This window comes from Vibrio azureus, assembly GCF_002849855.1.
Classification (GTDB): domain Bacteria; phylum Pseudomonadota; class Gammaproteobacteria; order Enterobacterales; family Vibrionaceae; genus Vibrio; species Vibrio azureus.
The window spans coordinates 1687727-1700976 of record NZ_CP018616.1; the positions used below are offsets into that span (position 1 = coordinate 1687727).

Sequence of the window (13250 nt, forward strand, 5' to 3'; positions counted from 1 at the left end):
GAAAGCTTAACTCATTGACGAAATGCAAAGGACAAACGACTCATGGCAAATATACTCATTATCGGTGCTGGCTGGTTAGGAACCCCTTTGGCTGATGTGTTATCTGAGCAAGGGCACAAAATCACCATTACACGCAGGAGTCAAAGTCGATTAGATGAAATGGCCAAACCTGATATTCACCCTGCTCTGTTGGATCTTGCAGACCCTAACTGTCAACAACAGCTCTCAAAACTGATAAAACAATACAATATTGAGCACATTGTCGGCTCTTTTCCTCCTGGCTTTAGGAAAGGTAACGGAGATGAATATGCCAAACAGTGGCACCACATCATAGAAGCCGCGAAAGAAGCACCTGTCAAAAAAGTGGTGATGATAAGCTCTACCACCGTTTATCCTAATATCGCTGGTGAGATGAGAGAAGAAGATGCCACACTATCTTTAGCACTCCACAACACTAGTTTTTCAGCCAATGCTCAAATCATGTTGCAAGCCGAACAGCATGTCGTTCATTCAGGTTTGGAATTTGCTATTTTGCGCTGCAGTGGCTTAATTGGACCAGACCGACACCCTTCACGTTTTGTTAGCCGACTCAAACAAGTCAGCCGCCAAGCACCGGCTAATATGCTCCATCAGGATGATGCAGTAAGTGCAACGGCGTTTGCTCTCAACACAATCAAGAACCAGACGGTGAATGTCACCAGCCCTAATACGGTTAGCAAGGCTGATTTCTATCAAGCAGCGATTGCAAAAAGTGAGCAAGTCACTCCCCTTCCACCTGTTACTGATACGCCAGATAAACGTATTGTTGCGAATAAACTGATCGAGCTTGGTTACCAATTCAAGTACCAATCGACTTTAGAAGCACTATAAAAGTATAAAACGATACCCAAGCACTTGATTTGGCTTGGGTATTAAACGTTACTTGAGTATTGTAAGGTCTACTTATCTAGTGCTTCTTTGTAATGCTGTCGACAAACCGATACATAACGATCATTACCGCCAATCGCCACTTGATCACCCTCTTTGATCGCCACTCCGTGCTCGTCAGTCCTTATCACCATATTAGCCTTACGACCACAATGACATATTGTTTTTAGTTCCACCAACTTGTCTGCCCAAGATAGCAAGTACTTGCTGCCTTCAAAGAGCTCGCCCAAAAAGTCGGTACGAAGACCATAACAAAGCACCGGAATACGCAACTTATCAACCACCTCTGTCAGTTGGTAAACTTGCTCTTTAGATAAAAACTGACATTCATCGACCAAAATACAGTGGCGCTGTTCTTGCTGATTTAATGTCTGAATTTCTTGATATAAATTGGTGTCATTTCTGAATAAGTGCGCTTCAGATTGTAATCCGATTCGTGAACTCACTTTGCCAACGCCATAGCGATCATCCAAAGCAGCAGTAAAAATCACTGGATTCATACCACGTTCTTGATAATTAAATGATGATTGAAGAAGCGTTGTTGATTTACCCGCATTCATTGCCGAGTAGTAGAAATACATCTGAGCCACAGAGTAAAACCTTCATTAAATTTGTTAGAGATAAAGAAAAGGGCTGAATCATCAGCCCTTAAAGAGATTCAATTACTTACGACGCCAAATTGTGCCATCAGGCCCATCTTCGAGCACGATGCCCATTTCAGTTAGCTTATCACGAGCCATATCGGCATTCGCCCAATCTTTGGCAGCACGAGAATCGTTACGAAGTTTGATTAGTGCTTCGATTTCAGCCACTTCATCATCGTTACCTGCGTCACCTTTTAGGAACGCTTCTGGATCTTGGTGAAGAATACCGATCACGTCAGCCAGTTCACGCATTAGCGCACCTAGCTCGCTCGCTTTCTCTAGGTTTTCTGCCTTCAGACGGTTTACTTCACGCGCCATGTCGAACAGTACTGAGTAGGCTTCTGGCGTGTTGAAGTCGTCATTCATCGCTGCAGTATAGCGAGATACATACTCTTCACCACCTGCTGGCGCTACGTTTAGATCGAGACCACGTAGAGACGTGTACAGACGCTCAAGAGAAGCACGTGCTTGGTTCAGGTTATCTTCGCTGTAGTTTAGCTGGCTACGGTAGTGACCAGACATTAGAAAGTAACGAACCGTCTCAGCATCGTAGTGGCCAAGAACGTCACGGATAGTAAAGAAGTTACCCAGAGACTTAGACATCTTCTCACGGTCTACCATGACCATGCCGCTGTGCATCCATGTGTTCACGTATTGCGTGTCGTGTGCACAGCATGATTGCGCGATTTCATTCTCGTGGTGTGGGAACTGAAGATCAGAGCCACCGCCGTGAATGTCGAAGTGGTTACCTAGGATTGAAGAGTTCATTGCAGAACATTCGATGTGCCAACCTGGACGACCGGGACCCCATGGTGATTCCCATGTCGGCTCACCCGGCTTAGACATTTTCCAAAGAACGAAATCAAGAGGGCTACGTTTTGCTGATTCAACATCAACACGTGCACCTGCTTGTAATTGATCAAGGTCTTGCTTGGAAAGCTTGCCGTATTCATCAAACTTACCCACTTCAAACATGACATCGCCATTGTCTGCAACGTAAGCAAAGCCACGTTCAATCAGCTTTTCAACGAGTTCGATAATCTCTGCAATAAACTGAGTCGCGCGAGGCTCAACATCAGGGCGCTTCATATTCAACGCATCGAAGTCAGTATGCATTTCTCCGATAAGACGCTCAGTCAATGATTCACAAGTTTCACCGTTTTCAGCAGCGCGTTTGATGATCTTGTCATCGATATCAGTAATGTTACGTACAAACGTTAGGTCATAACCCAAGTATCGCAAGTAACGAGAAACCACATCGAAAGAAACGAAAGTACGACCGTGACCAATATGACAGAGATCGTAGATAGTAACTCCACAGACATACATGCCAATTTTACCGGCTGTAATGGGTTTGAATTCCTCTTTCTTTCTAGTCAGCGTGTTATATATCTTTAACATGATCTCTATCTATAATTGTAATTGGGTGGATAAGAGCCTGATTATATCAACTCCAGAACGATACTCAAGTAACCTTCGAAGCACAGAAAATCTCAATCCACGCAGTAATCGAACAAACTTCGAACATAAAGCTTTCTTTTCACTCTAGCCCGTTTGCATGCGAATCAACTTAGGCTAAAATCCCAATCGATTTCAAACAAAAAAAGTAAAGGAAAAAGGTATGATCACTCTTCACACAAATTTTGGTGACATCAAAATTCAACTCAACGAAGAGAAAGCGCCAGAAACAAGCGCAAACTTCCTTCAGTACTGCCGTGACGGTTTCTACGACAACACACTTTTCCACCGTGTTATTGACGGTTTCATGGTTCAAGGCGGCGGCATGGAATCAGGTCTACGTGAAAAAGCATCGCGTGCACCGATCAAGAACGAAGCAAACAATGGCCTTAGTAATAAAGTCGGCACACTTGCTATGGCACGTACTATGGAGCCGCATTCAGCAAGCTCACAATTCTTCATCAACGTAAACAACAACACTTTCCTTGATTTCCGTAGCGAGAGCTTAGACGGTTGGGGCTACTGTGTTTTCGGTGAGGTAGTTGAAGGTATGGACATCGTGAACAAAATCAAAGGTGTAAGCACTGGTTCTTACGGCATGCACCAAGATGTTCCACTAGAAGATGTTGTTATTACTGGCACAACAATCGAAGAATAATCTCGTTCCCCAGTCTTATTCCAGGAGCTAGATCTTATTCGAGAGTCTAAATCGTACTCGAGGTACAGTGTGCAGTGAAACGCACTTTAGTATATTATTTCGTATAAGATTAAATAAAAATAGGGAGCTGAGCCTCCCTTTATTTCCAATATTTCTATGACAACACTGTTTATTTCTGATCTTCACCTATCCCCATCTCGACCTGACATTACGGATTGCTTTGCGACATTTATGCGTACTGAAGCGATTCACGCTGATGCATTATATGTACTCGGTGATTTATTTGAATTCTGGATAGGCGACGACGATGACTCCCCTTTTGCAGACAAGATAAGAGCAGAATTTAAAGCACTGACTGAAAAAGATGTCCCTGTTTTTTTCATTCAAGGAAATCGTGACTTTTTACTCGGCCCACGGTTTTGTAAGCAAACAGGTATCACCCTCTTAGATGAAGTCACTCTCATTGATTTGTACGGCCATAAAACCGTCATTCTACATGGTGATACGCTATGCACTGACGATATCAAATACCAGAAATTTCGCAAAACCGTCCATCAACCATGGCTCCAATGGCTGTTTAATCGTATTCCATGGTTTATCAAAAAGCGTATCGTCGCTAAAGTACAGAGTGATATCCGCACTGACAAGCAGACCAAATCTTTTGAGATTATGGATGTCAATCAGAACGAAGTTGAACGAGTCCTGCTTCAATATGATGTCGACCTCATGATACACGGCCACACACACCGCCCGAATCAGCACCACTTTGCTCTGAATGGTACAGAAGCGACACGTATTGTACTTGGCGACTGGTACACTCAAGGATCCATTCTGTTTGTTGATGAAAGTAATATTGAACTGCAAAGTCGTTCGCTTGGTTCGAAAAAGTAGACCTTCATCTCTATCTACTTTGTATTTTCATGCCCAAGTACAAAGTTTTTTTGTCGGAAATAGTTATCATCGAACGCTAGAAAATGGACAATAAAAACAAACCACTTTGAAGTATTCTTATATAGCTCGACAGCCCATACTCAATAGAGAAAAACGGACCATCGGATACGAACTTCTTTTCCGTGATGGCCCTAAAAACACCTTTCCTGAGATAGAGCCTGAGTTAGCGACAAGCCGATTACTTTCTGACCACTTCCTCACCACGCACTACAATACGTTAGGAAATAAATTAGGCTTTGTTAACTTCCCTTACCAAAGCTTGATTCACTTGGTCCCTACTCTTTTTCCAAGCGAATCACTGGTCGTTGAGGTATTAGAAGATTGTCAGCCCACCGATGCCCTGCTAGAAGCCATTCAAACTCTGCACAATATGGGTTATCAAATTGCTCTAGACGACTTTATACCCAATAAAGCCTGGAAGCGCTTTTTACCTTACGTATCTGTAATCAAGTTTGATATTCGTTCTATCTCAATCGCTAAAGCCGAAATTTTCATTCAATCGCTCAGCCACTATCCCATTAAATTTTTAGCCGAAAAAGTAGAAACATATGATGAATTTGAACTAGCGATGAAAGCAGGATTTGATTATTTTCAAGGTTACTTTTTTAGCAAGCCAGAAATGATTCAAAGTAAACGCTTAAGTGCTTCCTTCCTTACTGTAGTTCAATTGTGCAAAGAGATTGCCGATAAACAAATCAATTACCAAGAAGTGGAACGCTTGTTTTCCATTGATCTTACTCTTTCCTATAAACTGCTTACTTATGTCAACGCAAGCTATACACTGACCAACAAAATAAAGTCTTTCCGCCAAGCATTAGTTTATCTCGGTGAAGAGCGCTTAAGACGGTTTATTTCTCTCGTGGCTGTCGCTTCAGTGCATGAAGATAAGCCAGACTCTTTATATTCCCTTGCTATACAACGTGCACGTATGAGTGAACTCATCCTTTGTCAGATGAAAACTTCCTATGCGCCAAGCCAAGCTTTCTTAACAGGCATGTTTTCTTTACTTGATTCTCTCTTAGACCAACCACTGGTAGATATTATTCATAACATTCCTATTGATGAAGATATAAAGTGTGCTCTCATTTCCCGTAGAGGAGTTCTAGGTGCGGTATTGTCGATGATCATTGCCTACGAAAATGCCGATTGGGAAAAAACAGAGAAATACTGCCAAGCACTTCGCTTAAACGATGACCAACTCACGACTGCCTTTCATCAATCGACAGCTTGGTCGCAAGAGTTGCTCTCCCATACTATACCCAAGTAACCTCAAGATGCTGCGTTCAGCGAGATGACTTTAACTCTCAGGCGCGGCAACGATTCGAAGATATAGTCGTTCTACATTGAGAATCGTTAACAAAGTCACTTAATGAGTCCTTATATACCCAATGACTTCAAGATGATATTATTGCGTTTATAAGTAAATTATTGTGTTTATAAGTAATTTGAGAGTTCATACAATGACTTCTTCTTGTCCTTGCGGCTCCAACCGCACCTACCAGCAGTGTTGTGAAATCGCTCACAATAACCATGCAGACGTCACCACACCAGAGCAGCTGATGCGCTCTCGTTACTGTGCACATGTACTCGGTTTAGTGGATTACGTGGTAAACACTTATCACCCAAGCTGTAACGCAGAAGAGCAACGTGAGGGTATTGCTCAATCGATTGACAGTGATTGGTGCAAACTTGAGGTCCTCAAAGCAGAAGCTAGCACTAATGCTTATGAAGGCTTTGTTGAGTTCAATGCTTACTTTAACGAGGACGGTAAACGTTACTGCATGTCGGAGCGTTCTCGTTTCGTGAAAGAAGGCGGGCTTTGGTACTACATTGATGGCACGTTTCCAGAAAAAGAGCCGCAAGACTCACGCCTAAACCAACCAGTGAGTAGTCTAAAAGTCGGTCGTAACGACCCTTGTATTTGTGGCAGTGGTAAGAAATTTAAGAAGTGTTGTGGGTAAGAGAAAGGTTCTAGGGCCCTAAAAACCTAGGTCCTAGGGTCCTAGGCCCTAATACTTTAGATTACGGATTATTTTTCATGCCTTTCATATAGATGTCAACACTTCCGTATTCTGTAAGCGAAGCGCTCTGTATTCGCAACTTAAGCACTTGCTGAAAGTAGATTCCTAGTCTCGCTTTAGCTCGCTGGAATGACGGTTTTACACTCTGTATTCCATAAGCAAAGCGCTCTTTATTCCAACAACTCCTTCAAAAACCAATAAAACCCACAAAACAAACCGCACCCACCACCTAGGGTTCTAAAACCTAGGTCCTAGGACCCTAAAACCTAGGACCTCTAACTTCCCTTACTTATGACGCTCTTTCAGTTTATTCACCACATCATTCATCGATAGGCCTTGGTCTTGAAGTAATACCATTAAGTGGTAAATCAAATCGGCTGATTCACACACTAACTCCGCCTTATCGCCCGACGTCGCCGCAAGCGCGACTTCAACGCCTTCTTCGCCCACTTTTTGCGAAATACGCTTGGTACCACAGGCATAAAGACTGGCAGTATAAGAGGAATCTGGGTCGGCACTCTTGCGGGCAGCCAGTAGCTGCTCAAGTTGATGAAGCCACACCATTTGTGACTCTTCTTGAGGGTCAACATCCCAGCAAGTTGTCGTCCCCAAGTGGCACGTTGGACCAATAGGATTGACTTTCACCAATAGAGTATCGTTGTCACAATCGAGCTGCATATTCACTAATTGCAGTACATTCCCAGAGGTTTCACCTTTGGTCCAAAGACGCTGTTTGGTGCGAGAGTAAAATGTCACTTGGCTCGTTTGGCCCGTTTTGGTCAGAGCCTCTTGGTTCATATAGCCCATCATCAGCACTTGGCTAGATTGGAAATCTTGGACGATGGCAGGGACCAGACCACCTACCTTTTCCCAGTTGATACGTTCAGCTAACGAACTGACTTCGGCGGCTTTTACACTCATAGTCTTACCTCAATGCCTTGTTGTTTCAAATACTGCTTTAGTTCACCAATGTTGATGACTTGTTTGTGGAATACCGATGCAGCAAGCGCGCCATCCACATTGGCTTTTTGGTAGGCTTCTGCGAAGTGCTCCATGGCACCAGCGCCACCCGATGCAATCAATGGTACGTTACATACTTCGCGCACCATATTCAGTTGTTCGATGTCGTAGCCGTTACGCACACCATCTTGGTTCATCATGTTCAGTACGATTTCACCAGCGCCACGTTTTTGTACTTCTTGCACCCAATCACGGGTTTCCCATTGGGTCGCTTTGGTACGCTCTTCATCACCGGTAAACTGGTAAACCTGATACTTGCCGGTCTCTTTGTCGTAGTATGAATCGATACCAACAACGATACATTGCACACCAAACTTATCAGCAAGGTCCGTAATCAGTTGCGGGTTCGCCAGTGCAGGTGAGTTGATAGACACCTTGTCTGCACCAAACTCAAGAATGCGTGCTGCGTCTTCCGCTGATTTAATACCACCAGCGACACAGAAAGGAATATCAATCACTTCTGCAACGCGAGCAACCCAACTTTTATCGACAACACGACCATCACTTGAAGCGGTAATATCGTAGAACACAAGCTCATCAGCGCCTTCTTCTGCATAACGCTGCGCCAGAGGAACGATGTCGCCAATGATTTCGTGGTTGCGGAACTGAACCCCCTTCACCACCTGTCCATCACGAACATCAAGACATGGAATTATTCGCTTTGCCAACATGCAAACGCCTCCTCAGCTGTGAACTTACCATCTAACAGCGCACGACCAACAATCACACCAGCCACACCGCTGCCTTTTAACGCTTCGATATCCGCTAAGGAGCCGATGCCACCTGAAGACTGGAACTGCACTTGTGGGTACTGTTTACATAGGTCGACGTAAAGCTCGACGTTTGAACCTTCTAACGTACCGTCACGAGAAATATCGGTACATAGTACGTGCTGTAGACCTACCGTTAAATAATCGTTGATAAGTGATTCGATGGTCACGCCGGAATCTTCTTGCCAACCAGAGATCGCCACTTTACGTGTGCCGTTTTGGTCGATGTTAATATCTAGCGCGAGAACGATTTTCTCTGCGCCGTATTTTTCCATCCAACCTTTCACAAGCTCTGGTTGTTTTACTGCTGTAGAACCAACTACAACACGTTGCGCACCAGCTTCTAACAGATCAATCACGTCTTGCTCTGTACGCACACCACCACCGATTTGGATGTTCGCTGGCGTGCTTGCTAGTAGCTTTGCAATCAAATCAAGTTGACGCGCTGTTGTGTCTTTCGCGCCAGTTAAATCCACTAAGTGCAGCCAGTTTGCACCTGCTTGGTGGTACAAGTTGAACTGCTCTGCTGGGTCGACTTTATACTCGGTTACTTGGCCGTAATCACCTTGATAAAGGCGAACCACTTGTCCTTCAATTAAATCAAGAGCTGGAATAATCACACTAAATCCCTTTTATAATTCTAAGAAGTTTTGAATAAGCTTCGCGCCCGCTTTTGAAGAACGCTCAGGGTGGAATTGCACACCGTAGTAGTTGCCGCTTTGAACTGCGGCTGTGAACAGGTTGCCGTATTCACATTCAGCAATCGTGTAATCCCCAACTGGCATTGCAAAGCTGTGCACGAAGTAGAAATACTCACCTTCTTCAATACCTTTGAACAATGGATTACCTGCTTTTGCAGACACTGTGTTCCAACCCATATGCGGAAGAGGCAAGTCGCCAGTTTGTAGTAGCTTCACTTCACCATCACAAAGTCCAAGACACTCAACTAATTCATCTGCTTTCTGGCCTTTCTCTTGAGACATTTTGCCCAACAGTTGCATGCCTAAACAGATACCTAGCAGTGGCTTTTCTACCTGTTTGACCAAGCTGATTAGGTCACGCTCTTCTAGGTTCTTCATCGCTTCACTCGCAGTTCCCACGCCCGGTAGAAATAGCTTATCTGCCGCCAAGACAACTTGTGGATCTTTTGAAATCGTTACGTCATAACCTAGGCGTTCAATAGCAAACTTCACCGAAGAGACGTTGGCACAGCCAGTATCGATAATGACCACTTTCTGCTCTGTCACTGTTTTTCTCCTTGCTAACGTTAGCCTTAAAGTACGCCTTTGCTACTTGGTAGCTCAGTACCTTCTACTTTGATTGCTTGGCGTAAAGTACGACCAAACGCTTTAAATAGGCTCTCAATGATGTGGTGATCATTGTTGCCCGCAGAAGAAAGGTGCAGCGTACACGCTAGGGTGTCAGTCAGAGAACGGAAGAAGTGAACCACCATCTCTGTTGAAAGATCACCCACTTGCTCACGGCTAAACTGCGCGTCGAATTTAAGGTAAGGACGACCAGATAGGTCCAGTGCACATTGTGCCAAACACTCATCCATTGGAAGGCTAAAGCCAAAGCGACCAATACCACGTTTATCACCTAGGGCCTCTTTCAACGCTTGACCCAAAGCAAGAGCGGTATCTTCTACCGTGTGGTGATCATCAATGTGTAGATCCCCTTCTACTTTGCACACCATCTGGAATCCACCGTGCGTCGCGATTTGATCCAGCATGTGATCGAAGAAGCCAAGACCTGTAGAGATATCATTGCCGCCTTGTTCATCAAGGTTCACCGCAACTTTTATGTCCGTCTCTTTCGTGGTACGAATCACTTCAGCAACACGGGCTTTAACCGTCAGATCTTTAAGGATCTGTTTCCAACCCATAGTTTCTGGGTTGTATTGAATACCACGAATAGCCATGTTTTCTGCTAATTGCAAATCCGTTACGCGGTCACCGATCACAACCGAGTTTTGGAAATCCACTTTGCCACCTTGAAGGTACTCTTTTACCAAACCCAATTTAGGCTTACGACAAGAGCAGTTATCTTCATCGAAGTGAGGACAAATCAGCACGTCATCAAACTTGACACCTTGAGATTCAAAGATCTCCATCATCATGTTGTGTGGAGCATCAAAGTCTGCTTGTGGGTAGCTGTCGGTACCTAAACCATCTTGGTTAGTGACCATCACTAGGCGGTATCCTGCATCCTGCAACGACAACAGGCTTGGGATAACGAGTGGCTCTAGTTTCAGCTTATCTAAACGGTCTACTTGAAAATCAACTGGCGGCTCAACAATTAAGGTGCCATCACGGTCGATAAAAAGGATTTTTTGTTGTTTGCTCACTCGAACTTCCTTATTGCTATTCTTTTGGCGCTCCCGCTAATGAGCGAGAGCGATAAATTTTTTCTCTACTTATGAGTAGTAGTTTCTAATAAATCCAAGTGTTTTTTCGCACTCGTCACGGTTACCCACACTAATACGCACACAGTTTTCGATCGGCGAGTTACGCAAAATAATACCCGTATCCCAAGCGGCTTTGAAAAGCCCCTCGCCATCTGGGAATTTCACCAATAGGTAGTTTCCCCACCCTTCAAACACTTCCAAACCCGGAATCATTGACAAACCCACCTGTAAATAAGCACGGTTTGCATTCAGATCGAGAACTTGAAACTTCGCTCGCGCTAGACCTGCTTCAGACAGCGCCTGAGTCGCAATTTCTGCCACTGGAACTGGTACTGGATAGGGTGCGATGACTTTAAGAAGTACATTAATCAGCTCTTCGTTCGCAAGCGTAAATCCACAACGCAGACCAGCAAGCGCAAAAGCTTTCGACAGAGTACGCAGAATTGCGAGATTCGGGTACTGCGCCAGCAAATCTACCGTTGATGCTTCAGGGCAAAAATCAATGTACGCTTCATCCATAACAACGATTGCTCGGTCCTTTGTCATCTCAAGCAAAGAGACAATATCTTCGCGCTTAACTAAGTTACCTGTTGGGTTGTTTGGCGAACATACAAAAACCAGCTTCACGTTATCCAGATTAGCTTCGATGCCTGCAAGGTCTAGTTGCCAATCTGACGTTAGTGGCACGGTTTTTCGCTCTACACCGATGGTTTCTGCGCTGATGGCATACATACCGTAAGTGGGTGGACAGTAAAGAATCGCATCTTCACCCGGCTCACAGAATGCACGAATCAGAAGTTCAATGCCTTCATCTGCACCGCGAGAAGTCAACGTTTGTTCTGGCTTCACACCCGCATAGGCCGCATAAGCGGAAATCAATTCTTTCGGTTGGCATTCGCTGTAACGATTAAGACGAGCAAAGTCTGTTTTGTATTCATTGTTAAATGGTGATTCGTTGGCATTTAGCCATACGTCACCGGTACCACCAATTCGGCGAGCCGATAAATAAGGGGTAAATTTTTGGACTTGTTTACGTGCTAGCTTTTCCATCTCATTGCTCTCTTACTTTGCTGCTTGGTTTTCTGTACGGGTTAAGGTTTCTACACGGGTTAATTTCTCAGTACGAATTGTCACTGCACGTTTGTGTGCATCCAAGCCTTCCGCTTCAGCCATGGTGACCACCGTTGGTGCAAGGTTCTTTAGACCATCAGCAGACAGTTCTTGAACCGTCATACGCTTAGAGAAATCCGCTAAACCTAAGCTTGAATAAGTACGTGTGTAACCGTAAGTAGGAAGAACGTGGTTAGTACCTGATGCGTAATCACCTGCAGATTCAGGCGACCAATCACCAAGGAAGATAGAACCTGCGTTATCTAATAAAGGCAGAAGCTCGCGTGGGTTCTTAGTCTGAACAATTAAGTGCTCAGGGCCGTAGTAATTTGAGATTGAAACTGATTGAGTCAGAGATTCGGCGATAATAATCAAGCTTGAAGCCAATGCTTGCTCGGCAATATCCGCACGCGACAGTTCTTTAAGTTGGCGTTGAACCGCATCCGTCACTTGATCCGCAATCACAGGTGAAGATGTCACAAGAACCACTTGAGAGTCAGGGCCGTGCTCCGCTTGGCTTAGAAGATCGGCAGCAATGAAATCTGGGTCTGCGGTTTCATCAGCAATCACTAACACTTCTGATGGACCTGCTGGCATATCAATCGCAGCACCACGGAAATCATTGCTCACCTGACGTTTTGCTTCTGTCACATAGGCGTTGCCCGGGCCAAAGATCTTATCGACTTTGGATACTGTCTCTGTGCCATAAGCCATCGCAGCGACGGCTTGACCACCACCAACGTTGTAAACTTCATCAATACCACACAGTTTCGCGACATAAAGAATCTCGTCAGCAATTGGTGGTGGAGAACAAAGCACCACTTTACGACAGCCTGCAATTTTTGCAGGAACCCCAAGCATCAAAACAGTCGATGGCAATGGCGCACTGCCGCCGGGAATGTACAAACCCACTTTTTGAATTGGGCGCGTTACCTGTTCACAAAGTACACCCGGTTGAGTTTCTACTTTGATTGGCTGTGATTTTTGCGCTTTGTGAAACTTAGTGATGTTTTCATACGCTTGCTCCAGTGCGTTCTTCATTTTTTCAGAAAGTCGCGCTGACGCTTCATCGATTTCTTGTGCTGATACACGAATGGATTCCGGTTTCACACGGTCAAACTTTTCAGTCAGTTCCAATAATGCAGCATCACCTTCTTTACGAACTTTCGCGATTACTTCAGAAACCGCAGCAGTGATGTTCGCACCTTCTGCGATTGCAGGACGCTCTATAATCGAATCCTGTTGCGTTTCACTTAGCGATTGCCATACGACTGTTCTCATTGC

General features: G+C 44.6%; 14 protein-coding genes. 5 read left to right on the forward strand and 9 right to left on the reverse strand.

The genetic code is table 11. From position 1 onward, the window contains the following. Positions 1-42 precede the first annotated feature (42 nt). A complete protein-coding gene (locus BS333_RS07690) occupies positions 43-870 on the forward strand; it encodes an NAD-dependent epimerase/dehydratase family protein (RefSeq protein WP_021711041.1) in 828 nt (275 codons plus the stop codon). Between the two features lie 68 nt (positions 871-938). Here the strand turns inward: BS333_RS07690 and BS333_RS07695 are convergent, their stop codons facing one another. Together BS333_RS07695 and cysS are read right to left on the reverse strand one after the other, a co-directional pair. Continuing rightward, on the reverse strand, positions 939-1517 hold the full coding sequence (locus BS333_RS07695; RefSeq protein WP_021711042.1) for a thymidine kinase: 579 nt from the start codon (positions 1515-1517) through the stop codon (positions 939-941). Between the two features lie 72 nt (positions 1518-1589). Continuing rightward, on the reverse strand, positions 1590-2972 hold the full coding sequence (cysS, locus tag BS333_RS07700; RefSeq protein ID WP_021711043.1) for a cysteine--tRNA ligase: 1383 nt from the start codon (positions 2970-2972) through the stop codon (positions 1590-1592). Between the two features lie 220 nt (positions 2973-3192). Here cysS and BS333_RS07705 point away from each other — a divergent pair, with 220 nt between their 5' ends. The 4 genes from BS333_RS07705 to BS333_RS07720 all read left to right on the forward strand — a co-directional run bounded on the left by BS333_RS07705 (position 3193) and on the right by BS333_RS07720 (position 6599). Continuing rightward, positions 3193-3687, forward strand: a complete 495-nt coding sequence (locus tag BS333_RS07705; RefSeq protein WP_021711044.1) for a peptidylprolyl isomerase — start codon at positions 3193-3195, stop codon at positions 3685-3687. Positions 3688-3843: 156 nt separating this feature from the next. Beyond that, positions 3844-4578 carry a UDP-2,3-diacylglucosamine diphosphatase gene (gene lpxH, locus BS333_RS07710; RefSeq protein WP_021711045.1) on the forward strand — a complete coding sequence of 245 codons (735 nt, stop codon included), beginning with the start codon at positions 3844-3846 and terminating at the stop codon, positions 4576-4578. A 106-nt stretch (positions 4579-4684) separates the two neighbouring features. After that, positions 4685-5905 (forward strand): EAL and HDOD domain-containing protein, encoded by a 1221-nt coding sequence (locus BS333_RS07715; protein WP_021711046.1) that lies wholly within the window; start codon positions 4685-4687, stop codon positions 5903-5905. A gap of 193 nt (positions 5906-6098) precedes the next feature. After that, on the forward strand, positions 6099-6599 hold the full coding sequence (locus tag BS333_RS07720; RefSeq protein ID WP_021711047.1) for a YchJ family protein: 501 nt from the start codon (positions 6099-6101) through the stop codon (positions 6597-6599). A 345-nt stretch (positions 6600-6944) separates the two neighbouring features. On the opposite strand, the gene hisIE is transcribed toward BS333_RS07720, so the two are convergent. The 7 genes from hisIE to hisD form a co-directional block, all read right to left on the reverse strand. Next, a complete protein-coding gene (gene hisIE / locus BS333_RS07725; RefSeq protein ID WP_021711048.1) occupies positions 6945-7580 on the reverse strand; it encodes a bifunctional phosphoribosyl-AMP cyclohydrolase/phosphoribosyl-ATP diphosphatase HisIE in 636 nt (211 codons plus the stop codon). Next, positions 7577-8350: an imidazole glycerol phosphate synthase subunit HisF gene (hisF, locus tag BS333_RS07730; RefSeq protein ID WP_004749837.1), complete on the reverse strand. Its 774-nt coding sequence runs from the start codon at positions 8348-8350 to the stop codon at positions 7577-7579. Before hisF ends, hisIE begins: the two co-directional genes overlap by 4 nt. Beyond that, entirely contained in the window at positions 8332-9069 is a 738-nt protein-coding gene (gene hisA, locus BS333_RS07735) for a 1-(5-phosphoribosyl)-5-[(5-phosphoribosylamino)methylideneamino]imidazole-4-carboxamide isomerase (RefSeq protein ID WP_021711049.1), read from the reverse strand. Before hisA ends, hisF begins: the two co-directional genes overlap by 19 nt. 12 nt (positions 9070-9081) lie before the next feature. Then, positions 9082-9696 (reverse strand): imidazole glycerol phosphate synthase subunit HisH, encoded by a 615-nt coding sequence (gene hisH, locus BS333_RS07740; protein WP_021711050.1) that lies wholly within the window; start codon positions 9694-9696, stop codon positions 9082-9084. A 26-nt stretch (positions 9697-9722) separates the two neighbouring features. Further along, complete coding sequence (gene hisB / locus BS333_RS07745) at positions 9723-10796, reverse strand: bifunctional histidinol-phosphatase/imidazoleglycerol-phosphate dehydratase HisB (RefSeq protein ID WP_021711051.1); 1074 nt, start codon at positions 10794-10796, stop codon at positions 9723-9725. A 69-nt stretch (positions 10797-10865) separates the two neighbouring features. Further along, positions 10866-11906: a histidinol-phosphate transaminase gene (gene hisC / locus BS333_RS07750; protein WP_021711052.1), complete on the reverse strand. Its 1041-nt coding sequence runs from the start codon at positions 11904-11906 to the stop codon at positions 10866-10868. A gap of 12 nt (positions 11907-11918) precedes the next feature. Beyond that, positions 11919-13247 carry a histidinol dehydrogenase gene (gene hisD / locus BS333_RS07755; RefSeq protein WP_021711053.1) on the reverse strand — a complete coding sequence of 443 codons (1329 nt, stop codon included), beginning with the start codon at positions 13245-13247 and terminating at the stop codon, positions 11919-11921. Positions 13248-13250: the final 3 nt, after the last annotated feature.